Here is a 25,726-nt window from a genome sequence, read left to right as displayed (position 1 = left end):
CCTTCCTGCCCCCGGCATCTTGCCGCAAGCGCGCGTGTGCACTGGATTTTAATTATTCGTTCAGGTGTAGGATCGGCGCGTGATGCCACCTGCGTCACATTAATCCGTCACCCGCTTTCCCCTGCCGCGGGCAAGAAACCCCTCCAAGGAGCTCTCCATGAACAACGTCGAAAAACTGCAGCGCACCCGTTCCTTCCCGACCATCCGCGTCGAGTCCGAACCCAGCGGCGATGCCCACTGGATGTACATGCATTCGGATGTCGCGCCCGGCGTGCGTCCGTGCTTCCGCAGCCAGATGCTCGACGACGTGCTGAGCTTCATGAACTCGATCACCCTGCGCGAATCGCAGCGCCAGCCGGGCAAGCTGCGCCACCTCGTCGTGGCGTCCGATGCGAGCGCCTTCAACCTCGGCGGCGATCTCGAACTGTTTTCGCAGCTGATCCGCGAGAACAACCGCGACCGCCTGCTCAGCTATGCGCGACGCTGCATCGACGGCGTGCATCATCTCAACACCGGCCTGGGCGGCGACGTACGCACCATCGCGCTGATCCAGGGCGACGCGCTGGGCGGCGGCCTGGAGATCGCGCTGTCCTGCCACACCATCGTGGCCGAAGAAGGCGTGGACATGGGCCTGCCGGAAGTGCTGTTCGGCCTGTTCCCGGGCATGGGCGCCTATTCCTTCCTGTGCAAGCGCGTGTCGCCGCAGGTCGCCGAGCGGATCATCCTGGAGGGCAACATCTACACCAGCGACGAGCTATACAAGATGGGCGTGGTGGACGTGCTGGTGCCGAAGGGCCAGGGAGCGGCGGCCGTGCAGACGATCATCGACAAGCAGCGCCGTTCACCCCATGCGCACCTGGCGCTGAATGCCTGCCGCAACCTGGCGCAGCCGGTCGGCTACGACGAGCTGATGGGCATCACCGAAGTCTGGGTGGATACGGCCCTGACGCTGGGCGACAAGTCGCTGAAGATGATGGAGCGCATCGTCCGCGCCCAGGAAAAGCGCTCCATCCGCGCTGCCTGAGCGGCACCCGCACGTCTGCTGCAAGTACAGGGGACTACAGGGGCATCAGGGGTTGGAGCGCGCGCAGGCGCCTTCAAGGGCGAGTCCGGGACACCGTACTCGCCACGGGCCTGGCTTTCTGCCGGTGCCCGGTGAGCTATCCCGCCGGATCGCGCTCGCGCCACCCGCATGACGGAACCACGCGCGGTCAGGACGAGGAGCCTTCGCCGCCCTTCTCCGTCGCGCCGCGCACCCGCTGCCGCGCATCGAGTGCCGCGCGGCCATGGCTCAGGTGGGAGTTGAGCGCGGCCAGGCGGTGGCGCCATTCGCGCGAGATCTGCCAGTCGGCCAGACCCATCATCTCGCCTGCGGCCGCCGCCAGCTTCACCAAGCCCAGATTGCTGGCTACGCCTTTCAATGCATGCGCATGTTCGCGCAGATGTTCGCCGTCGCCCCGCTCCATCGCATGGGCCATGGCGCCGATGCAGCCATCGGCGTCGTTGAGGCACTGTTCGATGAATTCCCGTTCGAACGCGTCCCCCATGCCCAAGGCAGTGAGTTCGTCCAGCACGCTGACGTCCAGCACACCGTCGGACACCTCCGGCCGCACGGGCGTGTTCGAAACCGTCGTCGCGGCCACGCGACCCGACGTGGCGACATCGGCCAGCGCATCCAGCAGCCGGGTCGCGACCACCGGTTTGGCGAGGAATGCGCGCGCGCCCGCCTGCTCGCACCGCTGGATCGCCTCGGGCGTGACATCGGCGCTCAGGATCAGTACCGGGGTGCGGCTGCCGCTGCCCGCTTCCATCACGCGCAGCTGCTTCAGCAGGTCCAGGCCGCTCAAGCCCGGCATGTGCAGGTCGCAGATGACCGCGTCGTAGGACGAGGATTCCAGCGCGTCCAGCACCTCTTCGCCGCCGTTGACGCAGGTGATGCGGTGCCCCGCCTTCTGCAGCAGGCGCTGCACGACCATGCGGTTGGCCTCGTGGTCGTCGGCCACCAGGATCTGCATGCTGCGCACGCGCGCGCGGTGGCGCAGGAACGGATCCGAGAACGCGATGATGTTCTCGGCGCTGGCCGTATCCGGCGTTTCCTCCAGCCATTCGGCGTGGCCCTGCACGGCGGGCACGATGACGCGCTCCGGGACCGCGTCGAACGGCAGCTCGACCCAGAAGCAGCTGCCGCGCTGCTCGTTGCTCTCGAAGCCGATGGTGCCGCCCATCGCCTCGGTGAGACCCTTGGCGATGGTCGTCCCCAGCCCCGTGCCGCCGTAGCGGCGCGACAGGCTGCCGTCCGCCTGTTCGAACGCCTCGAACAGGCGCTCGCGCAACGCCACGGGGATGCCGATTCCGGTGTCGGTGACGGTGAAACGCAGGCGCAGGTGCTGGCCGTCCACCAGCGTGGGGGCCACCGTCAGGCGCACCTCGCCTTCGTCGGTGAACTTGACCGCATTGCCCGCGAGGTTCAGCAGGACCTGGCGCAGGTGACCCGCGTCGCCCCGCAGCTTGGCCGGAATGGCGTCGTCCACCCGCCCTTCGTAGCGCACCTGCTTGCCGCGCGCCTGCGGCATCAGGATCAGGCCGATGCTCTCCACCAGTTCGCGTGGAGAGAACTCGACGACGTTCAGCTTGACCTTGCCCGCCTCGATCGCGGAAATGTCCAGCACGTCTTCCACCAGGCCCAGCAGGGTGCGGGTGGACGCCTGGATGGTGGACAGGCATTCGCGCTGTTCGGTGTCCAGGCGCGTGGTGGCCAGCAGTTCCGACATGCCGGCCAGGCCGTTCAGGGGCGTGCGGAACTCGTGGCTCATGTTGGCCAGGAAACGGCTCTTGGCCTCGTTGGCGCGGCGCGCTTCGTCGGTGGCGCGGGTCAGGTCCCGCAGCAGGCCTGACAGGTACATGGGCACGGCGATCAGACCCAGCACCAGGCCGACGCCGAGGGTGGCGTTGGCGCGCCAATAATCGTTCATCCACACCACGGCGGCGAAAGCCGTGCTGGCCATGGTGACCGCGACCACCAGGTAGCGGTTGCCATAGCGCAGGCCGTTGCCCACGGTGATCCACATCAGCACCACGTAGGCCCACGACAGCGGCTCGCCCATGCCGTTCATCGCGGCGGCCAGCAGGCCATAGTCGGCGATCATGCCCAGCCCGCGGCGCACGTGCGACTTGCCAGGCTGCACCAGCAGCCAGGCAATGATGCCCAGCCCGTTGACCAGGCCCGAGACGATGATGGTCAGGACGATGGAATACTCGTCGGTAGGCAGCGCCGCGCGCGACGAGGGCAGCAGCGCGTAGACCAGGATGATGGAAATCAGCGCGACACGGATCAGCGCCTGGCCGTGCTCGCTGTCGCCGCGATGCTCAAGGCGGGATTTGACCCAGGTAAGGACGTTGGACATGGCTCACTCCATCCCTGGACGGCTCTGCACCGTCGAGTAGCGTTCGCAGATGTCGTCCAGCCGCGCCCGCCCACGGATCAGCGCGTCGACACATGCGGGATCGAACAGGCGACCGCGCTGGGCATACAGATAGGCCAGCGCCGCGTCCTTGTCCCACGCCTTCTTGTAGGGGCGCGGCGAGATGAGGGCGTCGAATACGTCCGCCACCGCCACGATCCTGGCTTCCAACGGGATTTCCTCGCCCACGAGGCCATCGGGATAACCGCTGCCGTCGTAGCGCTCATGGTGCCGCAGCGCGATCACGGCGCCCGCCTGGATGAAGCGGTTCTGGCTGCCGGAGAGCAACTGGTGCCCGATCTTCGGATGACGGCGCATGACATCGGTCTCGTCCGCGGTCAGCGGGCCCGCCTTCATCAGCACCGAATCGGGAATGGCGATCTTGCCCATGTCATGCAGCGGCGCGGCCATCTCGATGGTCCGCACCTCGTCCTCGGGCAGGCCGAGCTGCTCGGCGATCAGTCCCGCCACGTGGGCCATGCGCTCGAGGTAGGCGCTGGTGCCGCTGTCGCGGTACTCGATGGCGCGGGCCAGGCGCGATAGCGTTTCGCGCTCGCGCTCTTCCACCTCGTGCATGCTGGACAGCAGGCGCTGCTCCAGCGACAGGGCGCGCTGCTTGACGTTCTCGGACTGCTGGCGCAGCTGGAGCAGATTGCGGCAGCGGGCACGCAGCTCGCGCGGACGCACCGGCTTGACCAGGAAGTCGATGACACCCGCTTCCAGCGCGGCCTGACGGATGGGTTCATCGCCGACCACGGTGATCAGGATGATGGCGATGTCGCGGTGCATCGGCAGTCGGCGGAACCGGCGGGCGAACTCCAGCCCGTCCATGCCCGGCATGCGGTAGTCGAGCAGCAGCAGGTCGGTGCGGTTCTTCTCGCACCATTCCAGGGCCGCCAGGGGATCGCCGAAATCGTGGACGGCCAGCTCGGACGCGATGTCCTCGATGACATGGCGCAGCATGGTACGCGCGGACGTCTGATCGTCGACGATGACGATGTTCAATGCGTGCCCCACCCCTTGTGGCCACGTGACGTGGCTGTCGGGCAAGGATACTCCGGCGGTGGCGACGCTCGCATCCAGCATGGTGGCAGTCCTGTTCGGCGGCCCGGCCCCAGGCTGGGACCGAGATCCACGAAGGGAACCGATGCCGATCACGGAGCCCCCTCCCCTGATCTCTATCGGCGCGGGCGGCGAAGAATTGACCGACCTGCGTGGAAATCCACGCAGGAAGCGTGCCAGCCGCCTCCAGGGTGTTTCAGGGTTCCGCACGTTGATGTTCGTCACATATTTCGGCATGTCCGGTCCCGTGTCCACCCGGGGTCCGCCGCCCGCGGGCTGGGGCCCCGCCAGTGTGGTCCCGTCGCGTCATGCCATCATGTGCCCATTCTGCCGCGCAGCGTCACTCTTTTGACGCTCACGGGGACCGTGGGTCACCCCTGGGCTTCCGGACGCATGTAGGGGAACAGCAGCACGTCCCGGATCGAATCGGAGCCGGTCAACAGCATGACCAGCCGATCGATGCCGATGCCCAGGCCGCCGGTCGGCGGCAGCCCGACCTCCAGGGCGCGGATGTAGTCGGCGTCGAAATGCATGGCTTCGTCATCACCGCCCTCCTTCGCCTGGACCTGGGCCATGAAGCGCGCGGCCTGGTCCTCGGGGTCGTTGAGTTCGGAGAAGCCGTTGGCCAGCTCCTTGCCGTTGATGAACAGCTCGAAGCGGTCGGTGTAGCCGGGGTCCTTGTCGTTGGCGCGGGCCAGCGGCGACACCTCAACCGGGTGGTCGGTGATGAAGGTGGGCTGGATCAGCGTGTGTTCCACGGTCTTCTCGAAGATCTCCAGCAGCAGCTTGCCCCAGCCGTAGGACGGCTTCACATGGATCTTCAGCCGCTCGCAATGGCGTACTAGCGCCTCGCGGTCCGTGCAGTCGGCAAGGCTGATCTCGGGGTTGTGGTGGCGTACCGCCTCATCCATGCGCCAGCGGCGGAACGCCGGCTCCAGGTCGATGTCCTGACCGTCCCAGGTGACCTGGCCGGTGCCCAGGACCTCGTGGGCGACATCGCGGATGACCCCCTCGGTGAGGTCCATGATCTCGGTGTACGTGGCGTAGGCCTCGTACAGCTCGAGCATCGTGAACTCGGGGTTGTGCCGCGTGCTGACGCCTTCGTTGCGGAAGTTGCGGTTGATCTCGTAGACCCGCTCCAGTCCGCCGACGACCAGGCGCTTCAGGTACAACTCCGGCGCCACGCGCAGGTACAGGTCCAGGTCCAGCGCGTTGTGGTGCGTGGTGAACGGCTTGGCCGCGGCGCCGCCGGGGATGTAATGCATCATCGGCGTCTCGACTTCCAGGAAACGCCGGGCATCCAGCCACTCGCGGATCGCACGGATGATGCGCGAGCGCTTGATGAACACGTCCCGCGCTTCCGGCGTGACGATCAGGTCCACGTAGCGCTGGCGATAGCGCTGCTCGACGTCGGACAGGCCATGCCACTTGTCCGGCAGCGGGCGCAGCGACTTGGTCAGCAGGCGAAGGACGTCGGCCTTGACCGACAGTTCCCCGGTGCGGGTCCGGGTCAGGCTGCCCTCGACGCCGACGATGTCGCCGATGTCCCAGCCCTTGAAGGCGTCGTAGGTCTCGCCCAGCGTGTTCGACTGCAGGAACAGCTGGATGCGGCCGGATTCGTCCTGGATCTGCACGAAGCTGGCCTTGCCCATCACCCGCTTGGCCATCAGGCGGCCGGCCAGCTTCACGCGGCGGCCGGCACCTTCCAGCGCTTCGACAGTCCACAGCTCGGCATCGCCGTACTGGGCCTGCAGGTCGCCGGCGTAGTCGCCACGACGGAAATCGTTGGGGAACGCGATGCCCTGCCCGCGCAGGGCCGTCAGTTTGGCGCGGCGCTCGGCGATGAGGCTGTTCTCGTCGGCGGGAGGCGTTGCGCTGGTCTGGTCGGTCATGGCGTAGGCGAGGAGTGAGTGGGGAGGAGTGAGAAGTGAGGGGGGCCGGAATGAGGAGCGAACCTGACGCTCACTCCTCACTCCTCTCCCCTGACTCCTGCTTTCAAGCGTCGATGCGTTTGGCGCCCGCTTCCAGGCCGGATTTCAGGCTGGCCTCGACGAACTCGTCCAGGTCGCCGTCCAGCACCTTCTGGGTATCCGAACGCTCCACGCCGGTGCGCAGGTCCTTGATGCGGCTCTGGTCCAGCACGTAGTTGCGGATCTGGCTGCCCCAACCGATGTCGGACTTGGTGGCTTCCACCGCATCGCGCTCCGCGTTGCGCTTCTGGATTTCCAGCTCGTACAGCTTGGCGGCCAGCATCTTCATCGCGTTGTCGCGGTTCTGGTGCTGGCTGCGGCCGGTCTGGCAGGCCACCACAATCCCGGTGGGCACGTGGGTGATGCGCACGGCCGATTCGGTCTTGTTGACGTGCTGGCCGCCGGCGCCGGAGGAGCGGTACACGTCGGTCTTCAGGTCGGCCGGATTGATGTCGATGTCGATGTTGTCGTCGACTTCCGGCGACACGAACACCGAGGTGAAGCTGGTATGGCGGCGGTTGTCCGAATCGAACGGCGACTTGCGCACCAGGCGGTGCACGCCGGTCTCGGTCTTCAGCCAGCCGTAGGCGAAGTCGCCCTCCACGCGCAGCGTCGCCGACTTGATGCCGGCCACGTCGCCGCCGCTGGCTTCCATCAGCTCGGTCTTCCAGCCGCGCGATTCGCACCATCGCAGGTACATCCGCAGCAGGATTTCCGCCCAGTCCTGCGCCTCGGTGCCGCCGGCGCCGGCCTGGATGTCGACGAAGGCGTTGGCGCTGTCCATCTTGCCGGAGAACATGCGCTGGAACTCCAGCTTGTCCACGTGCGCGGCATAACGTTCGACGTCGGCCACCACGGCGTGCGCGGTATCCTCGTCGTTCTCCATTTCCGCCAGCTCCAGCAGCTCGCTGGCGCCGGTCAGGCCTTCCTCGATGTCACGGATGCCGTTGACCGTCTTGTCCAGCAGGGAACGCTCGCGGCCCAGTTGCTGCGCGTACTCGGCGTTGTTCCAGATGTCCGGGTTTTCCAGCTCGCGGTTTACTTCTTCCAGGCGTTCGCGCTTGGCATCGTAGTCAAAGATACCCCCGGAGCGAGGCCAGCCTGTCCTGCAGGTCGGCGATGCGCTGGCGGATGGGATTGAGCTCGATCATGGGGTTGTGACGGGGGAATGGAATCGGTCGGCAAGGATACCAGAGGCGTGCAGCTACCCGTCCTGCGCCGGCATGGAACGGGATTTGCATTCGATATGCGCGCCCCTGTCCGAGAGCCGACCGCTCATGCCGACCCCCTTCACCGCCCGCCTGTTGCCCTGCCTGCTGGGCCTGGTGCTGCTGGGCCTGCCCTCCTCGCGGGCCCAGGGCACGGTTGCGGCCGGCACCGAGCGGGCCAGCCAGGTGGCCCGCTGCCTGAAGCTGCGCCGCGATGCGCCCCCCGTGGCGGCCGCGCTGGCCGAATCGCTGCTGCGCGAGGCCGACCTGACCGTCGAGGACGAGCTGAAGACCCTCAGTTGCCTGGGCATCGCCGCCGGCCTGTCCGGCGACCGGAAACGCGCGGTGGAGGCCGGCGCCCGCATGGAGCGCCTCGTGCTGGCGCATCCCGAAATGGCCCTGGCGTTCCGCGCCCGCGCCTATTCGCAGGCAGGATCGGTCTTCCACGGTGCCGGCCAGATCCATCGCGCCGAGGCGGCCTACCTGCGCGTGCAGGACCTGGCCAGGCAGTTGCCCGCCGACGAGGCCGCCCTGTTCCAGGCCACCACCCTCAGCAACATCGGATTGATCCACGCCGATTACCTGGACTCGCCGGAAGTGGCCGACGGCTTCCATCGCAAGGCATTGGCCATCGCCGCGTCCGTCGGGCTGGAAGATCCGGCGATCCTGCATAACCACGTGCTCAACCTGGTCAGGTTGGGCCGAACGGCGGAGGCCCTGGCCGTCATCGACCAGGGCGAGGCCATGGCGCACCGCAGGCAGGCATTGGCGGTGGTGGAACGCCTGCGCGCAGAGCGTGCGGGAATATGGATCACGCAGGGGCGCCTGGGGCCGGCGCAGCAGGTGCTCACATCCGTTATCCGGGCGCAGCAGACGAGTGCGGACACGCCGGGATTGGCCGGCTCGCTGGCCAAGCTGTCGACCCTGCAGCGCATCGCCGGCGACCCCACGGCCGCGCTGGCCACGGTACGCTTGGCCTGGTCGCACGTGGACGGCACGCCGCAGCCGCAGAAGCAGCGCGAGGTGCTGCGCGCCTGGATGGCCGCGCATGCCGCGCTTGGCCAGGCGGACGGCGTCATGGCGGTCGGCGCACGCCTGCACGCACTGGAAATGGAGACGCTCAAGGCGCAACGGCTCGCATCGCTGGCCGAGCTGCAGGCGCGCAGCGAGAGCGCCGCCGCGCAGCGCGAACTGCAGGCCATGCGGCACAAGGCCCAGATCCAGTCCCTCAACGAGGAGAGAACACGCCTGCTGCGTAACGCCGGCGTCGCGGCGATGATCCTGCTGGTGATGGCGGGGGTCGGCTTCGGCCTGCTCCAGCGGCGCAAGAACCAGCAATTGCGCACCGTCAGCGCGACCGATCCTCTCACCGGCCTGCGCAACCGCCGCGCGGCCGGTACCGCGCTGCAGGCGATGTCAACGCAACGCGCCACGCCCGGCATGCGTCATGTGCTGTTCCTGATCGACATCGACCACTTCAAGCAGGTCAACGACGGGTTCGGCCACCATGCCGGCGACGACGTGCTGGTGGACATCGCCGACGCGCTGCGCACCCTGTGCCGGCCTGGCGACGTGATCGCACGGTGGGGCGGCGAGGAATTCCTGATGGCCTGCCCCGATCTCACGGCGGCGCAGGCATGCACGGTCGCCGCGCGCCTGCACGAGCGGTTGGGCGGCGCCCGCGAGCTGGCGCCGGGGCGGGCCTGGGATCTCACGGTGTCGCTGGGCTTCGCGCCGTTCCCGTTCTTCGAGGAGGGACGCGAAGGGTGGGAGTACGCCATCCGCCTGGCCGACCGTGCGCTCTACGCCGCCAAGGACCGTCGCAACGCGTGGGCCGGCCTGTGGGGCCGTACCCTGCCGGAAGGCGCCAGTGCGGCCGGCGTTCTGGAAGAACCAGAAAACGCCGTGCGCAGCGGCAACGTCGACCTGATGGCGAGCTACGCCATCGAACGCTTGCCGAAAGCGGCCCTGCGGGCGGCCTGAGAACTAACCCGGCTCGGCGCCGGTGCGCGTCCTCAGGTCCTGGCGGTAGCGTCGACTGCAGGGCAGCACCGTACCGTCGCGCAGATGGACGCGCGCGTCGCCGGAATCCAGCGGCTCGATGGATGCGACGTGGTCCAGCGCCACCACGTAACTGCGATGGATGCGGGCGAAACGGCGCGGGTCCAGGCGGGATTCGATGCCGGCGATGGTGCTGCGCAACGGATAGTCATGCCCGCGCACCCGCAGGTTGACGTAGTTGCCTGCCGCCTGCAGCCACTCGATGTCGTTCGCCGCGACCAGGAATTCGCGCCCCAGTTTGCGGATCAGGAACCGTTCGGGCCGGTCCACCGGTTCCAGCGGCGGGCCCTCGTCCGGCTCCGCCAGCAGGCTGGCCTCGCCCTGCCAACGGCGCAGCAGCAGGCGGTAGGCCTCCATCGTCAGCACGATGGAGGCGAAACTGCGGACATCCTTCAGGTATTCATAGACCAGTTCGCGCGGCCAGGGGCCGAAGTCGTAGGTCATGCCCTGGGTCCGGTAGGCGAGCACCCGCAACCCCACCATGCCCACCACGTGCACGAGGCAGACGACGATGCTGGCCCCGGCATACCTAGCGAGCTGTCGCCGCCAGTCGCCCCACTGGAAGGGATAGCGCCGAGTGAACCAGGCCATCGCCGGCAACACCACCAGCAGCCACATCACCGCGCTGCTGGTTTCCCAGACGGCCGGCTCCCAGGCCTGGATGGACGAATCGCCGCGTCGCAGTTCCATCAGCGTGGTGATGCTGTTGGCGACGCAGTTGACCCCGGTCACCGCGATCCAGAAGCCGGCCTCGATCACGCGTTTCCAGGGCTGGTAGCGTTCGTAGGACAGCACGGCGCGTTCGGTCATGCGCGCATTCTAGCCCTCGGCGGTCCTGCGCCCTTCGCGATTCGTCCCCGCATGCCGGCCGTTGGCCCCCTGCCCGCCCCGACATGTCCCTTCGTGGTGGGTGCTGGCGAGCGGACCCGACACGCTGGCGCCTTCACAGGACGAGGAAACCCCCATGCAACGCCGCCACGATCTGGACTGGGTCCGTGTTTGCGCCTTCGGGCTGCTGGTGCTGTACCACGTGGGCATGTACTACGTGACCTGGGACTGGCACGTGAAGAGTCCAGCGGCCAGCGATGCGCTGGAGCCCTTCATGCTGCTCAGTTCACCGTGGCGGCTGGCGCTGCTGTTCCTCGTATCGGGGGCCGCCACGGCATTCCTGCTGGAACGGCAGCGACGCAGTGCCGAGGTGGCCCGCCGCCGGCCGGGGTTCCTCGCCAGCCGGTCCTGGCGCCTGTTGGTGCCGCTGGTGTTCGGCATGCTGGTGATCGTGCCTCCGCAGTCCTACTACGAAGTGGTCGAGCAGCTCCCGGGGGGCTATCACGATGGGTACCTGGCCTTCTATGGCCGCTACCTGACCGGCTACGACGGTTTCTGCGATGCAGACGGCTGCCTGGACATGCCCACCTGGAACCATCTCTGGTTCGTTGCTTACCTATGGGTCTACACCATGGTGCTGTGGCTGCTCTGGCGCATGGCGCCGCGCGCCCTGATCGCCGCGGGGCGTGGTCTCGACAGGGCGCTGGCCGGAATCGGCATCGTGGTGTGGCCCACCTTGTTCCTGGGCCTGGTGCGCATCCTGCTGGTCGGTCGCTTCGAACAGACCCATGCGCTGGTCGACGACTGGTACAACCATGCCCAGTACTTCGGCGTGTTCCTGCTGGGCTTCCTGATCGCACGCAGCGAGGGGGTCTGGGCGGCGATGGTCCGGGCGCGCTGGGTCGCCCTGCTGCTGTGGCTGGCCACCTGGGCGGGCCTGATCGCCTACTTCGTCCGCTTCGCCGATGGGCAGCCGCCCGAGCTGCTGCGGACCGCCATGCGCATGGTCTGGGGACTGGACCAGTGGTGCGCGATCGTGGCGGTACTCGGCTTCGCCCGCCACTGGAATCCCGGCGACAGTCGCGCGCTCCGGTACCTGGTGCCGGCGGTGTTCCCGGTCTACATCCTGCACCAGACCGTCACCGTCGTCCTCGCCCACCACCTGAAACCACTCGCGATCCCGCCGCTGGTGGAAGGCATCCTGCTGGTGATGGTCACCTTCGCCGCCTGCTTCGCTGGCTATGAAGTCGTGCGCCGGGTCGCTTGGCTGCGACCGCTGTTCGGACTGAAGCGTCTGCCCGGCGCGCGAACCGACGGCTCGCCGGCGATGGCCGGCTCCACCGAGTCGTGAGCACTCACTCCGCGGCCTGCCAGTAACGGATCAGCAACTGGATGCCGCGGCGGTTCTGCCAGTCGTCGGTGTCCAGCTGGTAGGCCGCATGGATACGGGCAGGTGGGGCCTGGTCCTGCCAGCCATTGAAGTGGATCGCATTGAGCGCTGCGGCATGACCCGGCAGACGCAACGAAAACTTCAGGTGCTTCTCGCCGATCACGCGCCAATCCAGCACATCGAAACGGCCATCGAACATGGGCTCGGGGAAGCCCTGTCCCCACGGCCCGGCGCCGCGCAGCGCTTCGGCATGGGCGCGATCCAGTTCGTCCGACCGCAACTCGCCGTCGCTCAACAGCACTTCCTGCAACATCGCCTCATCGAGCAGCTTCGAGGCCTGCTCGTGGAAGGCTTCACGGAAGGCAGACAGTGCGCTCTCGTCCAGCGACAGGCCGGCCGCCATCGCATGACCGCCGAAACGCTGCATCAGACCGGGGTTCGCCGCATCGATCGCCGCCAGCGCATCCCGGATGTGGAAACCGGGAATGGAGCGTGCGGAACCTCGCAACACCATGCTGCCCGGCTCGGCGGGCGCGAACGCGATCACCGGGCGATGCAGGCGTTCCTTGATCTTCGAGGCTACCAGGCCGACCACGCCCGGATGCCACTCCGGATCGAACAGACACGGCGCCAGCGGCACGGCGCCCTCGACGTCGACACGCGCCAGCGCCGCCTGCGCTTCGTCCACCATCTGCTGCTGCACGCCGCGGCGTTCGGCGTTGATGCCGTCGAGCACGTGCGCCATCTCATCGGCTTGGCTGGCGTCGTCGGTCAGCAGGCACGCGATGCCCAGCGCCATGTCCTCCAACCGGCCCGCGGCATTCAGGCGCGGGGCGACCGCAAAGCCGATGTCCGCGGCCGTGAGCCGTGCCGGGTCACGCCCCGCCACGCGCACCAGCGCCTGCAGGCCCGCACAGGCCTGGCCTGCGCGCAGGCGACGCAGGCCCGCGCCGACGAGGGCGCGGTTGTTGGCGTCCAGCGGGACGAGATCGGCGACCGTGCCCACCGCGACAAGATCCAGCAAGGACGAAAGGTCGGGTTCGGGGCCATCGAAAGCCCCCCGTTCCCGCAGCACGCGTCGCAGCGCGAGCAGCACGTAGAACATCACGCCCACGCCCGCCAGCATCTTGCTGGGGAACGGATCGCCGCGCAGGTTGGGATTGACGATCGCATCGGCGGGCGGCAGCACGTCACCGGGCAAGTGATGATCCGTGACCAGGACTTGCCAGCCGCGCGCCTTGGCCGCCGCGATCCCGGCATGACAGGCAATCCCGTGGTCCACCGTGACCAGCAGCTCGGGCGCCAGTGCGCCCAGTTCCTCCACCAGCGAAGGCGACAGTCCGTAGCCATGGACCATGCGGTTGGGCACCGCTGGCGTGACACGCCGTGCGCCCAGCAGGCAAAGCCCACGCACGCCGACGGCGCACGCGGTGGCGCCGTCGCAGTCGAAATCGCCGACGATCACGATATGGCGGTTGGCCGCGATGGCATCGGCGAGCAGCGTCGTCGCTTCATCGATGCCGCCGAGCAGGTCGGGGGGAAGCAGCTGGGCGAGCCTAGGCTGGGCCTGCTCCATCGAACCGGCCCCCCGGGCTTCGTAGACGCGTTGCAGCAGCATGGGCACATGGGCAGGCCATGTACCGGCCGCGCCCGCCTCGCGTCGGCGGATCCGGGCCGCCGGCGTCATGCCGGCACGTGATCGGGCCGGCCTGCATCCAGGCGCGGCAGGGGCCTGCGCCAGAACCGCCAGCGCTGCTCGCGACGCAGCGCGAACAGGCCGCCATCCTCGAAGTCGAGCGTGAGCGTGTCCAGTTCGCCCTTTTTCAGGGCCTCCAGCAGCGGGCGCAGCGCATCGCGGCACAGCAGGTCCAGATTGCGCAGGTGACGCAGGTCGATCAGCGCGTCCACACCGCCCTCGCCGCCGGCATGGCTCGCGTCCACGCCCGCCGCCTGCGCCAGGGCCTGCAGCAGCACATCGTTGCCCTTGACCTGGCGGAAGCCGGTGCGGACGAAGTCCGGCAGCGCACCCGCGCCCCAGAACCACAGCGAATTGACCGGTGGTTTGCCCTGCGACACCCGCTGCGCATTCCAGGGGTGGTTGTGCAGCAGCACCTGGGCCTCGCTGAGCAGGGCCCGCCAGCGGCGGCCGGCATCGCCGTGCGGCAGGTGCGCGAACAGATCGTCGCCCAGCACATCGTCCACCGGCGCGAACTCGGGCAGCTGCGCTTCCAGCGGGAGGCGCAGATACCAGCGCGCCGGGTGCGGTGCATCCAGCGGCATGCCGGCATCGCCGAACAGGGGCTTGAGCGCGGGCAGAAGATTCGCCGCGTCCTCCGCAGACAGGCCCAGCGATTCGCCGTGGGCGAGCATGCGCGCCCCGGTCATGTCCGGCGACACCCGCACCGGATCCGCACGCAGCCAGCGGGCACCGGCGGCATCGCCCGCATCACGCTGGCGGGTAAGCGCGGCGATGGGCCAATGGTCGGGCACCAGCTGGAACTGCCGCCGCAGCTGCGCGCGCTCGCCGGCATCCGTGTCGCTGCGGTCGCTGCGGCCCAGCGCCCGCGCCACGTCGTCGGGCAGCGCCAGCCCGACCAGGCGGGTGCGCGCAGGCAGCAGCAGTGTGGCCTGGGCCATGGACTCAGTCGGCGTAGGAAACGCTGACGATTTCGTACTCGCGCTGGCCGGCCGGGGCATCGATGGTGACGCTGTCGCCCTCGTGCTTGCCGATCAGGGCGCGGGCCAGCGGCGAGGAGATCGCGATCAGGCCCAGTTTGATGTCCGCCTCGAGGTCGCCGACGATCTGGTAGCGCTTCTCTTCATCGGTATCCACGTCGGCCAGCACCACCTTGGCGCCGAACACGATGCGCGAGCCGGCATTGAGCTTGCTGACGTCGATGATCTCGGAGTGCGACAACTCGCTCTCCAGCTGCTTGATGCGGCCTTCGATGAAGCCCTGCTGCTCGCGGGCGGCGTGGTACTCGGCGTTCTCCTTCAGGTCGCCGTGCGCACGCGCCTCGGCGATGGCAGTGATCACCTCGGGACGCTTGACCGTCTTCAGAAGGTCCAGTTCCTGGCGCAGGCGCTGCGCGCCCTGCATGGTCAATGGGGCTCTCACCCTTGAAGCTCCTTGTGCAGTTCCTGCAATGCCAGCACCGGGCCCGTGCCGCGGTATTCCAGCGAATGCACCAGCGCCTTGGCGCCGGCAACGGTGGTTGAATAGGTGACGCGGTGCTGCAGGGCCTCGCGCCGGATCGAGAAGGAGTCGGCGATGGCCTGGCGTCCTTCCGTGGTGTTGACGATATACACGATTTCGCCGTTCTTGATCAGGTCCACCACATGCGGACGGCCTTCCAGCACCTTGTTGATCTGGGTGCAGTCGATGCCGTGCTCACGCAGCCACGCGGCGGTGCCGGCGGTCGCGACGATGGAGTAGCCGCGGCCGACCAGTTCCTGCGCTACCGGCAGCACGCGCTTCTTGTCCGGATCGCGTACCGAGATGAACACCTTGCCCACCGGTGGCGCCTTGATGCCGCCGGCCTCCTGCGCGCGCGCCATGGCCGCGCCGAAGCTGCGGCCCACGCCCATCACCTCGCCGGTGGAGCGCATTTCCGGTCCGAGGATCGGATCCACGCCCTGGAACTTGGCGAACGGGAAGATCGCTTCCTTGACCGAGTAGTAGTCCGGCACGATTTCCTTCGTGGCGCCCTGCCCGGCCAGCGTCTTGCCGGCCATGCAGCGGGCCGCGATCTTCGCCAGCGGCATGCCGGTGGCCTTGGAGACGAATGGCACCGTGCGCGAGGCGCGCGGGTTCACTTCCAGCAGGTAGACGATGTCGTCGCTGCCGTCCTCGCTCGCCTGGATGGCGAACTGGGTATTCATCAGGCCCACGACCTTCAGTGCCTTCGCCAGTTCGACCACCTGGCGGCGCAGTTCGTCCTGCGTCTTCGCCGACAGCGAATACGGCGGCAACGAGCATGAGGAGTCGCCCGAGTGCACGCCGGCTTCCTCGATGTGCTCCATCACGCCGCCGATCAGCACGTGGCCTTCGGCGTCGGCGATGATGTCCACATCGACTTCGACCGCGTTGTCGAGGAAGCGGTCCAGCAGCACCGGCGAGTCGTTGGAGACCTTGACCGCGTCGCGCACGTAGCGGGCCAGGTCGGATTCGCCGTACACGATTTCCATCGCACGGCCGCCCAGCACGTAGGACGGACGCACGACCAGCGGATAGCCGATCTCGCGCGCCAGCAGCAGGGCTTCCTGGTCGTTGCGGGCGATGCGGTTCGGCGGCTGCTTCAGGCCCAACGAATCGACCAGCTGCTGGAAGCGTTCGCGGTCCTCGGCCAGGTCGATGGAGTCCGGGCTGGTACCGATCACCGGCACGCCATTGGCTTCCAGCGCCCGTGCCAGCTTCAGCGGGGTCTGGCCACCGTACTGGACGATGACGCCCTTGGGCTGCTCCAGCTCGACGATCTCCAGCACGTCTTCCAGCGTCAGCGGCTCGAAGTACAGGCGGTCGGAGGTGTCGTAGTCGGTCGAGACGGTCTCGGGGTTGCAGTTGACCATGATGGTCTCGAACCCGTCCTCGCGCAGCGCCAGCGCCGCATGCACGCAGCAGTAGTCGAACTCGATGCCCTGGCCGATGCGGTTGGGACCGCCGCCGAGGATCATGATCTTGTCGCGACTGGTGGGCTGCGCCTCGCACTCGTCCTCATAGGTCGAATACAGGTACGCCGTGCTGGTGGCGAACTCGGCCGCGCAGGAATCCACGCGCTTGTACACCGGCTTCACGCCCAGCGCCTTGCGCAGCACGCGCACGGCGGCTTCGTCGGTGCCGGCCAGCTGGGCCAGGCGCGCGTCGGAGAAGCCCATCCGCTTCAGGCGGCGCATGCGCGTTTTGTCCAGCGACCCCAGGCCATCGGTAGCGAACTGCTGCTCGGCCGCGATGATTTCTTCCATCTGGTCGAGGAACCAGGGGTCGATGAAGGACAGCGCGTGCACCTGCTCGACGCTCATGCCGGCGCGGAACGCATCGGCCACGTAGAACAGGCGCTCCGGGCCCGGCGCCTTCAACTCGCGGCGCAGCGTGGTCAGGTCGTCTTCGCTCGCCAGATCCAGGCCGGTCGGGTCGAGGCCGACCTTGCCGGTTTCCAGGCCGCGCAGCGCCTTCTGCAGCGACTCCTGGAAGGTACGGCCCATCGCCATCACCTCGCCCACCGACTTCATCTGGGTGGTCAGGCGGGCGTCGGCCTGCGGGAACTTCTCGAACGCGAAGCGCGGGATCTTGGTGACCACGTAATCGATCGCCGGCTCGAACGAGGCCGGGGTCTTGCCGCCGGTGATCTCGTTCTTCAGTTCATCCAGCGTGTAGCCCACGGCCAGCTTGGCGGCGACCTTGGCGATCGGGAAGCCGGTGGCCTTGGATGCCAGCGCCGACGAACGCGACACGCGCGGATTCATCTCGATGACGACGACGCGGCCGGTCTGCGCATTGATGCCGAACTGCACGTTCGAACCACCGGTATCCACGCCGATCTTGCGCAGCACCGCGATGGAGGCATCGCGCAGGCGCTGGTATTCCTTGTCGGTCAGGGTCTGCGCCGGAGCGACGGTGATGCTGTCGCCGGTGTGCACGCCCATCGGGTCCAGGTTCTCGATGGAACAGACGATGATGCAGTTGTCCGCAGTGTCGCGGACCACCTCCATCTCGAACTCCTTCCAGCCCAATACCGACTCCTCCACCAGCACCTCGGTGGTCGGCGACAGTTCCAGGCCGCGCGTCACGATGTCGACCAGTTCCTCGCGGTTGTAGGCGATACCGCCGCCACTGCCGCCCAGCGTGAAGCTGGGGCGGATGATGGTGGGGTAGCCGACGCGGGTCTGGATCTCCAGCGCTTCCTCAAGCGTGTGCGCGACCGCGGCCTTCGGGCATTCCAGCCCGATTTCCTGCATGGCCACGCGAAACAGTTCGCGGTCCTCGGCCATGCGGATGGCATCGCGCTTGGCGCCGATCAGCTCGACGCCGTACTTCTCCAGCACCCCGTTGTCGGCCAGGTCCAGCGCACAGTTCAACGCCGTCTGCCCACCCATGGTGGGCAGCAGCGCATCGGGCTTTTCCTTGGCGATGATCTTCTCGACCGTCTGCCAGTTGATCGGCTCGATGTAGACCGCGTCCGCCATCTCCGGGTCGGTCATGATGGTCGCGGGGTTGCTGTTGACCAGCACCACCCGATACCCCTCCTCGCGCAACGCCTTGCACGCCTGGGCGCCGGAATAGTCGAACTCGCAGGCCTGGCCGATGACGATCGGGCCTGCGCCGATGATCAGGATGGTTTTTAGGTCGTTGCGCTTGGGCATGGGGGACTGCTTCCAGGGTTACGGGGCCGAGGCGGTCTTCGCGTTCGGCCCGATGTACTTGTCAAAGAACGCCAGCATCTTGGTGTAGAGGTTGACGTTGTTCTGCAGGTCGCGGAATCCGTGCGCTTCCTTCTTTTCCACGATCACGTCATCCGGCTTCTTGCCGACCTTGGCCAGCTGCGAGATCAGGAAATGCATGTTCTTGATCGGCACGCGCACGTCCTTCTCGCCGTGAACCAGCAGGATCGGCACCTTGATGCGCTCGACACCGTAGGCCGGCGACTGCGCCATGCGCTCGGCGGCGGTGGGCGGATACACGTCCTTCAGGTAGTTGCGGCCGCTCTCGTGCCCCATGAAGTCGGCATCGCGCTGCGCATCCAGATCGTAGACGCCCACGTAGCCGACGGTGCAGCGGTACAGGTCCGGCTCGCGCACCACGCTCATCAGCGCCGCGTAGCCGCCATAGGACGCGCCATAGATGCAGACACGATCCGGGTCCGCAATGCCCTGCGCGATCGCCCACTTCACCGAGTCGGTCAGGTCGTCCTGCATGGTCGTACCCCATTTGCGGTAGCCCATGCCTTCGAACGCATTGCCGTAGCCACCCGACCCACGGTAGTTGATCTGCAGGACGGCATAGCCACGATTCGCGAACAGCTGGACTTCGGGATTGAAGCCCCATTCGTCGCGCGGACCGTGCGGGCCGCCGTGCGGATTGATGATCAGCGGCAGCTTCTTGCCGTCGCTGTTCTTCGGGATGGTGATGTAGCCGTGCAGCGGCAGACCATCACGTGCCTTCACCACGATGGGCTTCATCGGCGACATTTCCTCGGGCTTGATCCAGTCCATGCTGGCCGCCAGGAACTTGGCCTTGCCTGATTCGCGGTCGAACAGATAGGCCTCGGAGGGCATCGTGTCGGCGAAGACCCGCATCGCGAAGTAGCGCCCGTCCTGTGACGGTCGGAGGAAGCGCACGGCCTTGCCGGGGAACGCTTTCACCAGGCCCGCGTAGACCTTGGTCTCCGGGTGGTCCGGCGCGACCCAGTCCCAGTACGGGATGCCGTCCTCGTACCACACGCCGAGCAGGGTCTTCTCGTCGCTGCTCCACAGGTAGCCAGACGGACTGACCGTGCCATTGCTGGATAAGGGTGTCTCCTCGCGCGTGTCCAGGTCCAGCAGGACGATGGTCTCCGGCTTGCCCTGCTCCCCCTTGGCCATGTACACGCGCTTGTTCTCCGCGTCGAACCCGAGGGGGAAGTACGTGGCGCCATTGCGCTCGCTCTCGTGGACCAGCGTCCATCTGTCGCCGTCGCGACGGTAGGTCACGTTGCGACCATCGTTCATCGCACCGGCGACGAAGCGCACCTTCCGGTCATGGTCCACGAGGAAGCTGCCCTGCTCCACCGGTGCCGAAGCGACCGTCGTCGTCCGGCCGTTGTTGATGTTCAGCTTGAACAGGAACGAGGTTTCGATCGAGCGCTCGACCAGGATGGTGTCAGGATCTTCCGGGGTGAGATCGACGATGTTGTAGTAGTTGCCATTCGGGATGTCGATACGGCCCGTGCCGTCGATGTTCGACGCGTACAGGTCGCCCTTCGCGGTCTCGAAATCGAATCGACCGGTCTTGAACGTCACGAAGAACAACAGGCGGTTGTTGTTGGCCCAGTAGACTTGACGGAAATGACGGTCCTCGCCGTAGTCCCACTTGCCCACGACGCCCTGATCGGCGACACGCAACACCGCCAGCACCGTACGGTCGGCCTGCGGAACGGTGACGGCCATGTGCTTGCCGTCAGGGGACACGCTGATCGAGGTGAATTCCGGATCCTTGAAGAAATCCTGGATCGGCACCTCACGCGCAAGAACCTGCAGCGGCAACAAGGCCAGCAGCAACAGCAGACGGACCAACACTTTCATCTTCCACTCCCTGAGATGGGGCGGCGACCCCCGCCACCCCGTACGGACAATCGATGGCACGGAGCCATCCCCCTCACGATGACCGTGCCTGCTCCATGCAGGCGACGAACCGGTCGAACAACGGTGCGACATCATGCGGCCCCGGCGATGCTTCCGGGTGGCCCTGGAACGAGAACGCCGGGGCGTCGGTCAGTTCGATGCCCTGGTTGGTGCCGTCGAACAGCGAACGGTGGATCACGCGCACGTTGGCCGGCAGCGTGGTCTCGTCGACCGCGAAGCCATGGTTCTGCGAGGTGATCATCACCCGGCCGGTGTCGAGGTCCTGGACCGGATGGTTGGCACCGTGGTGGCCGTGGCCCATCTTCATGGTCTGTGCGCCGGCCGCGAGCGCCAACAGCTGGTGGCCCAGACAGATCCCGAAGGTCGGAGTCTTCTTCGCGATGAACTCGCGGATGGCGGTGATGGCGTAGTCGCACGGCGCCGGATCGCCCGGGCCGTTGGACAGGAACACGCCATCGGGCTGCAGCGCCAGCACGTCGGCGGCGCTGGTCTGCGCAGGCACCACGGTCACGTCGCAGCCGCGTTCGGCCAGCATGCGCAGGATGTTGTGTTTCACGCCGAAGTCGTAGGCCACCACCTTGTACTTCGCCGGCACCTGAACGAAGGCATTGCGGTCCAGGTCCAGCTGGCCATCGCGCCACGGGTAGGCCTTGTCGGTGGTGACGACCTTGGCCAGGTCCATGCCCTTCAGGCCAGGGAACTTGCGTGCCGCTTCCAGCGCCTTCTCGACATCGATGCCGTCGCCGGCCATCAGCGCCCCGTTCTGGGCGCCGCGCTCGCGCAGGATGCGGGTCAGCTTGCGCGTGTCGATGCCGGCGATGGCCACGATGCCGCGGGTCTGCAGCCATTCGGGGAGCGCCTGCTGGTTGCGCCAGCTGCTGGGGCGGCGCGGCACGTCACGCACGATCAAGCCAGCGCACCAGACCCTGGACGCTTCATCGTCCTGGTCGGTGCAGCCGGTGTTGCCGATATGGGGGTACGTCAGGGTGACGAGCTGGCGGGCGTAGGACGGGTCGGTCAGGACCTCCTGGTAGCCGGTCATCGCGGTGTTGAACACCACTTCGCCGACCGAAAGGCCGTCTGCGCCTACGGATTCGCCCTCGAATACGGTGCCGTCTTCGAGTACGAGGAGTGCGGGTCGAGTCACGGGGTTCGCCTTGGGGTGGAGGAACCCTGTCCCACCGGCTTGCGGCTGCAAGAAACCGCGGACGCGGCGTTCATCCGGTCCGTGGCGATGGGTAACAGGCGAGCGGGAATTGTACGGAGAAGCCCTGTTCAGCGCCACCGTTTTTTGCGTTCTGCTGCGGGCCGCACCGGACAAGGGCGCCGCGCATTCAGATTCCAAACGCCGGCATGATGAATGGGCGCGTATCAATCCAGAAGATCGCGTACGCGATAGGCCCCGGGTGGGCGCCCCACCAGCGACCGCGCCACATGCAGCGCACCGCGGGCGAAGATGTCGCGATGGGTCGCCCGATGGGTCAGCTCGATCCGTTCCCCCAGCCCGGTGAACTGCACCATGTGCTCACCCACGATGTCGCCGGCCCGCAGGCTGGCATAGCGCACCGCCTGCCCCGCGCTGCCCGCCGCCTGTCCCAGGGTCAGTGCCGTGCCGGACGGCGCGTCCTTCTTGTGCACGTGGTGCGATTCGACGATATCGACGTCCCAGCCCGGCAACGCCGCCGCGGCGCGCTCCACCAGTTCGGCCAGGACGGCCACGCCCAGGCTGAAGTTGCTCGCCCAGACCACGGGGATGCGGGTCGCCGCCGTGGCCAGTGCGTCCTGCTGTGCCGCATCGATGCCCGTGGTCCCGGACACCAGCGGACACCCACGGTCCACGCACAGGGCCAGAACGGCATCGAAGCCTTCGGGCAGGCTGAAGTCGACGGCCGCGTCGAAGGCCGGAACGCCGCCCAGCTCGGTGGCGGCGAAATGCGGCACGCCATCGACGACACGCTGCGCGGGGGCACGGCGTGTCACGGCGGCGACCACGGTGCATGCGGGCTGCTCGGCGGCCAGGCGGAGCAGAGCCTGGCCCATCCGGCCGGAGGCACCGTGGATCAGCAAACGGGTCGGAGAGGTGTCCATCCGGTCATGGTAACGGCCGGGTGCCGCGTGGCGAAGCCCGGCGTTCAGGTGCCATGCGGATGACCAAGATGGAACCCCTGTCCCAACGGCACACCGAGCTGCTTCAGAGTTTCCAGCTGGCGCGCGTTTTCCACACCCTCGGCGATGAGGTCGGCACCCGTGCCCTGTGCGAAGGTCAGCAGCGCGGCGATCAGCGTCTGCATGCGCGGGCGCTGATCGACTTCGCGGACCAGGGTGATGTCGAGCTTGATGATGTCCGGCGCCAGCCGCAGCACATGGCGCAGGCTGGCGAAGCCCGCGCCGGTATCGTCCACGGCGATGCGTACCCCCTCCTCCTGCAGCGCCGACAGTCGCTGGTTCAGGCGTCCGTAGTCGTCCACCGGCGTGTGCTCGGTAACCTCCAGTACCAGCCGCCGAAGGTCATGCCCGGCGATGAGCTGGCGCAGGCGGTCGCTGCACGCGGTTTCCGGCGACACGTTGACCGAAAGAAACGTCTCCGGGGGCAGCGATGCGAACCGCGCCAGCGCGGCGGCGGCGGCGGCGAGTTCCAGCTCCACGCTGAGTCCGGTGCGCGCGGCATCCTCGAACCAGCGCCCCGTCGACAGGTCGTACTCCAGCGGAAACCGCGCCAACGCTTCATGGCCGACGACGACACCATCGGCCAGCCTGACGATCGGCTGCAGGGCGATCACGATCCGCCCGTGTTCCAGCACCTGCAGGAGGCGCTCCCGGACATCGCGCAGATCCCTGCGTTCGCGCTCGCCCTGCCCCATGCGAGCCTGGAGCGTCGCGCGCATCTGCGCATGCTCGATGGCCATGTACATGCTGGCGGCCACCAGCGTGCTCAACTGTTCCAGCGTGCTGCAATCGGTGTCGTCGTAGGCCCCGGGCGAGGCGGACAGCACCTTCAGCACACCGACCACCTGGTCGCGGAAGCGCAACGGCGCCACCAGCATCGAGCGCAGGCCCACCGTGCGGCAGGCTTCGCGATTGACGCGGGGATCGTCCTCACTGTCGTCGCAGCGCAGCACGCGGGCCTCGCGGATGCAGCGCCCCGACAGGCTGCCTTCGACAGGCAACGCGAGACCGACCTGGCCCTGCGCGATGCCGCTGGCCGACCAGTAGCGCATCAGGTCGCCGTCGCGGATCTCGAGTACCGCCCCGGCGGAGCGGGTCAGCGCCTGCGCGCGGGACGTGATGGCATCCACCACGTCCTGCGGGTCGGGGCCGGCGGCGGCAATCTCGCCCTGCGCCGCCACGATACGCCTCAGCAGGGCGACGGCGTCGGCGGACGCGCCCTCGCCCGACGTGGGCGCTGGCGGACGGACCGACGACAGGGACGTCACTTTTCGATCCCGACTCATCTCCGACACTCCTTGCGGATGATGAACATGATGCATACCCCCCTGCATCCACGCCGTGATGCTAGGGCGGTACGCGGGGCGATGTCGAGTAAACGCGTTTATGAGGTCTTGCGCGTCACCCGTCCGTCGCGACGCCTGTCAGACGCTTGCTCCAGTCCTCCACCGCGCCGCGCTCGAGGCGCCGCTGGAACAGTACCCGCCACGAAGGGACCAGCGGCAGTTCCAGTACGTCATGCAGCACGCCCAGGTCGATGGCCCGCTGATACAACAGCGCGATGAGGCGGGACAGGGGCCATGCCGGGTGGGGACGGTCTGCGAGCACCAGTGCATCGCCCTGCTGCACATGCCCCTCCTCGATCACCCGGTAGTACCAGCCCGTTCGACCGGTGTCCTGCACACGACGCGCCATGTCGGGAATGGCGAAGCGATCGGACAGCTTCCAGCACTGCTGGCGCGACTGCGAGACTTCCACCAGCGCCGTGCCCATGCGGTAGCAGTCTCCCAGGCACACGGTGTGCTCCAGCATGCCGTTCGTGCTGATGTTCTCGCCGAACGCACCGGGTTGCTCAAGCAGGGGGTGGAGCCCGATGTCGGCGTGCCAGGCGCGATAATGGTCGCGCGGATAGTGATGGATGGCCTTGTCGGGCCCACCGTGGACACGCAGGTCACCCTGCTCGTCGTCGGCGATACCCAGCCGAGTGACGCGCTGTGGGCCGGATACAGCGGTCTTGGCGATGGCGCTGACGCTGCCCGCACGCGTGAAAGGCACCGCCTTGCCGGTCAGTACGACGTCGACGACGATCCTGGATCGCTCGGCCACGCTCATGCCAGCACTCTTCCCAGTCCGCTCGCGTCGATCTCTTCCGCGGCGCGCGCCAGTACCGCGGCATCCACGTCCGCGTCGAATCCGATCCTGAAGTGCACGTCGCCTTCCGGCGTTCGCGAGGAGTGGATCGACGACAGGCTGATGCCATGCCGTTCGAACACGTGCAGCAACGCCCGCAACGAGCCGGGGCGATCCTCCGGCAGGTGCACGCTGATCGCCTCACGGCCGGCGAGGTCGGCCAGCAGGTAGCCGATCCGTTCGTAACTGTAGTTGCCCTGGGCCAGCATGTCCGGACCGATGGCGGCGTGGTTGTCATGCAGGAACTCGCGCCGGAACGCGGCGCGGGCCGCATCCGTGCCCTCACCCACCAGGTTCGCCATGCGCTGGATCTGCCGCGCCAGCGCCTGCAGCACATCGCTGGCATGGGGATTGCCGAACTGGATGTCTTCGTAGATCGCCGGATTGAGCGACAGGATGCGCGCGATGATGGCCGCATCCATCTCGAACGATGCGGAACGGAACGGCATCAGCGCGTCCAGCGGGCCTGCGCGCGCCGCTTCGCTGCGCAGCACACCCGCCTGGGCCAGATGGGCGGCATGGACCATCGCCTGCACCAGCGCCATCACGCGATCGTGCTGCTCGGGCGTGGCCTGCACACACTCGGCCTCGAGCGCGGCGAGCAGCGACGCCATCCAAGGTCGCCATGCATCGAGGCGCGCTTCGCAGACCACCATCACCCTGCCCTTCAGAGTCGGCGCCTTGGGCGGGGCGGTCATCGGATGCAAGCCCACGACCTCGGCGCGTGAGGCCAGCATCGCCGCCACCGGCGCGGCCTTGATCGAAGTGACGTCCAGCCACAAGCGCCCGGCTTCGCCACCGGCGGCAAGCTCCGCATAGCGCGCGATCAGCGCCCCGGTGCGGCGGATCGGGGCCGAGAAAACCAGTACGTCCGCCCGCTGCACGAGCTCGGCTTCGTCTCTCGATGCGGGGTCGGCGGGGTCGTGGCCGATGACCTCCAGGCCCATCCGTTCCTGGAAGAAGTGCTGCAGCCAGCGGCCATAGGCGCCCGCGCTGCCGACGATGCCGATCAGGGGAGATGGGTTGGGCGTCACGCGCTGCACCGGCCGGTAC

The 25,726-nt window shown here is 67.5% G+C and carries 18 protein-coding genes; 3 read left to right on the top strand and 15 right to left on the bottom strand.

Features of this window, described 5'->3' with window-relative positions:
- Nucleotides 1–157 precede the first annotated feature (157 nt).
- Nucleotides 158–1,024, top strand: a complete 867-nt coding sequence (locus IAE60_RS12335; RefSeq protein WP_187572472.1) for a crotonase/enoyl-CoA hydratase family protein — start codon at nucleotides 158–160, stop codon at nucleotides 1,022–1,024.
- A gap of 187 nt (nucleotides 1,025–1,211) precedes the next feature.
- On the opposite strand, the gene IAE60_RS12330 is transcribed toward IAE60_RS12335, so the two are convergent.
- The 4 genes from IAE60_RS12330 to prfB form a co-directional block, all read right to left on the bottom strand.
- Nucleotides 1,212–3,404, bottom strand: a complete 2,193-nt coding sequence (locus IAE60_RS12330; RefSeq protein ID WP_187572471.1) for an ATP-binding protein — start codon at nucleotides 3,402–3,404, stop codon at nucleotides 1,212–1,214.
- Between the two features lie 3 nt (nucleotides 3,405–3,407).
- Nucleotides 3,408–4,547 (bottom strand): cyclic di-GMP phosphodiesterase response regulator RpfG, encoded by a 1,140-nt coding sequence (gene rpfG, locus IAE60_RS12325; RefSeq protein WP_162109313.1) that lies wholly within the window; start codon nucleotides 4,545–4,547, stop codon nucleotides 3,408–3,410.
- 347 nt (nucleotides 4,548–4,894) lie between these two features.
- Nucleotides 4,895–6,415, bottom strand: a complete 1,521-nt coding sequence (gene lysS, locus IAE60_RS12320; RefSeq protein ID WP_187572470.1) for a lysine--tRNA ligase — start codon at nucleotides 6,413–6,415, stop codon at nucleotides 4,895–4,897.
- A 103-nt stretch (nucleotides 6,416–6,518) separates the two neighbouring features.
- Nucleotides 6,519–7,644, bottom strand: a protein-coding gene (gene prfB / locus IAE60_RS12315; protein WP_187572469.1) for a peptide chain release factor 2 whose coding sequence is annotated in 2 segments (ribosomal slippage) — nucleotides 6,519–7,568 and nucleotides 7,570–7,644 — 1,125 coding nt in all. Because the reading frame shifts where the segments join, the coding sequence is not laid out codon by codon here.
- A 126-nt stretch (nucleotides 7,645–7,770) separates the two neighbouring features.
- Between prfB and IAE60_RS12310 the strand changes: the two genes are divergently transcribed.
- Complete coding sequence (locus IAE60_RS12310; protein WP_187572468.1) at nucleotides 7,771–9,684, top strand: tetratricopeptide repeat-containing diguanylate cyclase; 1,914 nt, start codon at nucleotides 7,771–7,773, stop codon at nucleotides 9,682–9,684.
- Between the two features lie 3 nt (nucleotides 9,685–9,687).
- Here the strand turns inward: IAE60_RS12310 and IAE60_RS12305 are convergent, their stop codons facing one another.
- Nucleotides 9,688–10,572 (bottom strand): LytTR family DNA-binding domain-containing protein, encoded by an 885-nt coding sequence (locus IAE60_RS12305; protein ID WP_187572467.1) that lies wholly within the window; start codon nucleotides 10,570–10,572, stop codon nucleotides 9,688–9,690.
- 154 nt (nucleotides 10,573–10,726) lie between these two features.
- On the opposite strand from IAE60_RS12305, the gene IAE60_RS12300 reads away from it, so the two are divergent.
- Nucleotides 10,727–11,941 carry an acyltransferase family protein gene (locus IAE60_RS12300; protein WP_187572466.1) on the top strand — a complete coding sequence of 405 codons (1,215 nt, stop codon included), beginning with the start codon at nucleotides 10,727–10,729 and terminating at the stop codon, nucleotides 11,939–11,941.
- A 4-nt stretch (nucleotides 11,942–11,945) separates the two neighbouring features.
- Here the strand turns inward: IAE60_RS12300 and recJ are convergent, their stop codons facing one another.
- The 10 genes from recJ to IAE60_RS12250 all read right to left on the bottom strand — a co-directional run bounded on the left by recJ (nucleotide 11,946) and on the right by IAE60_RS12250 (nucleotide 25,707).
- Nucleotides 11,946–13,667 (bottom strand): single-stranded-DNA-specific exonuclease RecJ, encoded by a 1,722-nt coding sequence (gene recJ / locus IAE60_RS12295; RefSeq protein WP_187572465.1) that lies wholly within the window; start codon nucleotides 13,665–13,667, stop codon nucleotides 11,946–11,948.
- A complete protein-coding gene (locus IAE60_RS12290) occupies nucleotides 13,664–14,617 on the bottom strand; it encodes a phosphoglycerate mutase (RefSeq protein WP_162109306.1) in 954 nt (317 codons plus the stop codon). Before IAE60_RS12290 ends, recJ begins: the two co-directional genes overlap by 4 nt.
- 4 nt (nucleotides 14,618–14,621) lie before the next feature.
- Nucleotides 14,622–15,086, bottom strand: a complete 465-nt coding sequence (greA, locus tag IAE60_RS12285) for a transcription elongation factor GreA (RefSeq protein WP_185896981.1) — start codon at nucleotides 15,084–15,086, stop codon at nucleotides 14,622–14,624.
- An 8-nt stretch (nucleotides 15,087–15,094) separates the two neighbouring features.
- Complete coding sequence (gene carB / locus IAE60_RS12280) at nucleotides 15,095–18,340, bottom strand: carbamoyl-phosphate synthase large subunit (RefSeq protein ID WP_187572464.1); 3,246 nt, start codon at nucleotides 18,338–18,340, stop codon at nucleotides 15,095–15,097.
- A gap of 18 nt (nucleotides 18,341–18,358) precedes the next feature.
- Nucleotides 18,359–20,257 (bottom strand): alpha/beta hydrolase family protein, encoded by a 1,899-nt coding sequence (locus IAE60_RS12275; RefSeq protein ID WP_187572463.1) that lies wholly within the window; start codon nucleotides 20,255–20,257, stop codon nucleotides 18,359–18,361.
- Nucleotides 20,258–20,330: 73 nt separating this feature from the next.
- Entirely contained in the window at nucleotides 20,331–21,464 is a 1,134-nt protein-coding gene (gene carA, locus IAE60_RS12270) for a glutamine-hydrolyzing carbamoyl-phosphate synthase small subunit (protein WP_187572462.1), read from the bottom strand.
- A 224-nt stretch (nucleotides 21,465–21,688) separates the two neighbouring features.
- A complete protein-coding gene (gene dapB, locus IAE60_RS12265) occupies nucleotides 21,689–22,405 on the bottom strand; it encodes a 4-hydroxy-tetrahydrodipicolinate reductase (RefSeq protein WP_187572461.1) in 717 nt (238 codons plus the stop codon).
- Between the two features lie 44 nt (nucleotides 22,406–22,449).
- Entirely contained in the window at nucleotides 22,450–23,769 is a 1,320-nt protein-coding gene (locus IAE60_RS12260; RefSeq protein WP_187572460.1) for a sensor domain-containing phosphodiesterase, read from the bottom strand.
- Between the two features lie 115 nt (nucleotides 23,770–23,884).
- Entirely contained in the window at nucleotides 23,885–24,595 is a 711-nt protein-coding gene (locus IAE60_RS12255; protein WP_187572459.1) for an MOSC domain-containing protein, read from the bottom strand.
- A complete protein-coding gene (locus IAE60_RS12250) occupies nucleotides 24,592–25,707 on the bottom strand; it encodes a prephenate dehydrogenase (protein ID WP_187572458.1) in 1,116 nt (371 codons plus the stop codon). Before IAE60_RS12250 ends, IAE60_RS12255 begins: the two co-directional genes overlap by 4 nt.
- Nucleotides 25,708–25,726 lie beyond the last annotated feature (19 nt).

The sequence above is a fragment of the Pseudoxanthomonas mexicana genome (assembly GCF_014397415.1).
Lineage (GTDB): Bacteria > Pseudomonadota > Gammaproteobacteria > Xanthomonadales > Xanthomonadaceae > Pseudoxanthomonas_A > Pseudoxanthomonas_A mexicana.
This window is presented reverse-complemented; position numbering and strand designations above follow the sequence as displayed.

Excerpts from the sequence above, each read along its gene's own strand:
- IAE60_RS12335 (WP_187572472.1), top strand. The coding sequence starts at position 158 with ATGAACAACGTCGAAAAACTGCAGCGCACCCGTTCCTTCCCGACCATC.
- IAE60_RS12330 (WP_187572471.1), bottom strand. The coding sequence starts at position 3,404 with ATGTCCAACGTCCTTACCTGGGTCAAATCCCGCCTTGAGCATCGCGGC.
- rpfG (WP_162109313.1), bottom strand. The coding sequence starts at position 4,547 with ATGCTGGATGCGAGCGTCGCCACCGCCGGAGTATCCTTGCCCGACAGC.
- lysS (WP_187572470.1), bottom strand. The coding sequence starts at position 6,415 with ATGACCGACCAGACCAGCGCAACGCCTCCCGCCGACGAGAACAGCCTC.
- IAE60_RS12310 (WP_187572468.1), top strand. The coding sequence starts at position 7,771 with ATGCCGACCCCCTTCACCGCCCGCCTGTTGCCCTGCCTGCTGGGCCTG.
- IAE60_RS12305 (WP_187572467.1), bottom strand. The coding sequence starts at position 10,572 with ATGACCGAACGCGCCGTGCTGTCCTACGAACGCTACCAGCCCTGGAAA.
- IAE60_RS12300 (WP_187572466.1), top strand. The coding sequence starts at position 10,727 with ATGCAACGCCGCCACGATCTGGACTGGGTCCGTGTTTGCGCCTTCGGG.
- recJ (WP_187572465.1), bottom strand. The coding sequence starts at position 13,667 with ATGACGCCGGCGGCCCGGATCCGCCGACGCGAGGCGGGCGCGGCCGGT.
- IAE60_RS12290 (WP_162109306.1), bottom strand. The coding sequence starts at position 14,617 with ATGGCCCAGGCCACACTGCTGCTGCCTGCGCGCACCCGCCTGGTCGGG.
- carB (WP_187572464.1), bottom strand. The coding sequence starts at position 18,340 with ATGCCCAAGCGCAACGACCTAAAAACCATCCTGATCATCGGCGCAGGC.
- IAE60_RS12275 (WP_187572463.1), bottom strand. The coding sequence starts at position 20,257 with ATGAAAGTGTTGGTCCGTCTGCTGTTGCTGCTGGCCTTGTTGCCGCTG.
- dapB (WP_187572461.1), bottom strand. The coding sequence starts at position 22,405 with ATGGACACCTCTCCGACCCGTTTGCTGATCCACGGTGCCTCCGGCCGG.
- IAE60_RS12260 (WP_187572460.1), bottom strand. The coding sequence starts at position 23,769 with ATGAGTCGGGATCGAAAAGTGACGTCCCTGTCGTCGGTCCGTCCGCCA.
- IAE60_RS12255 (WP_187572459.1), bottom strand. The coding sequence starts at position 24,595 with ATGAGCGTGGCCGAGCGATCCAGGATCGTCGTCGACGTCGTACTGACC.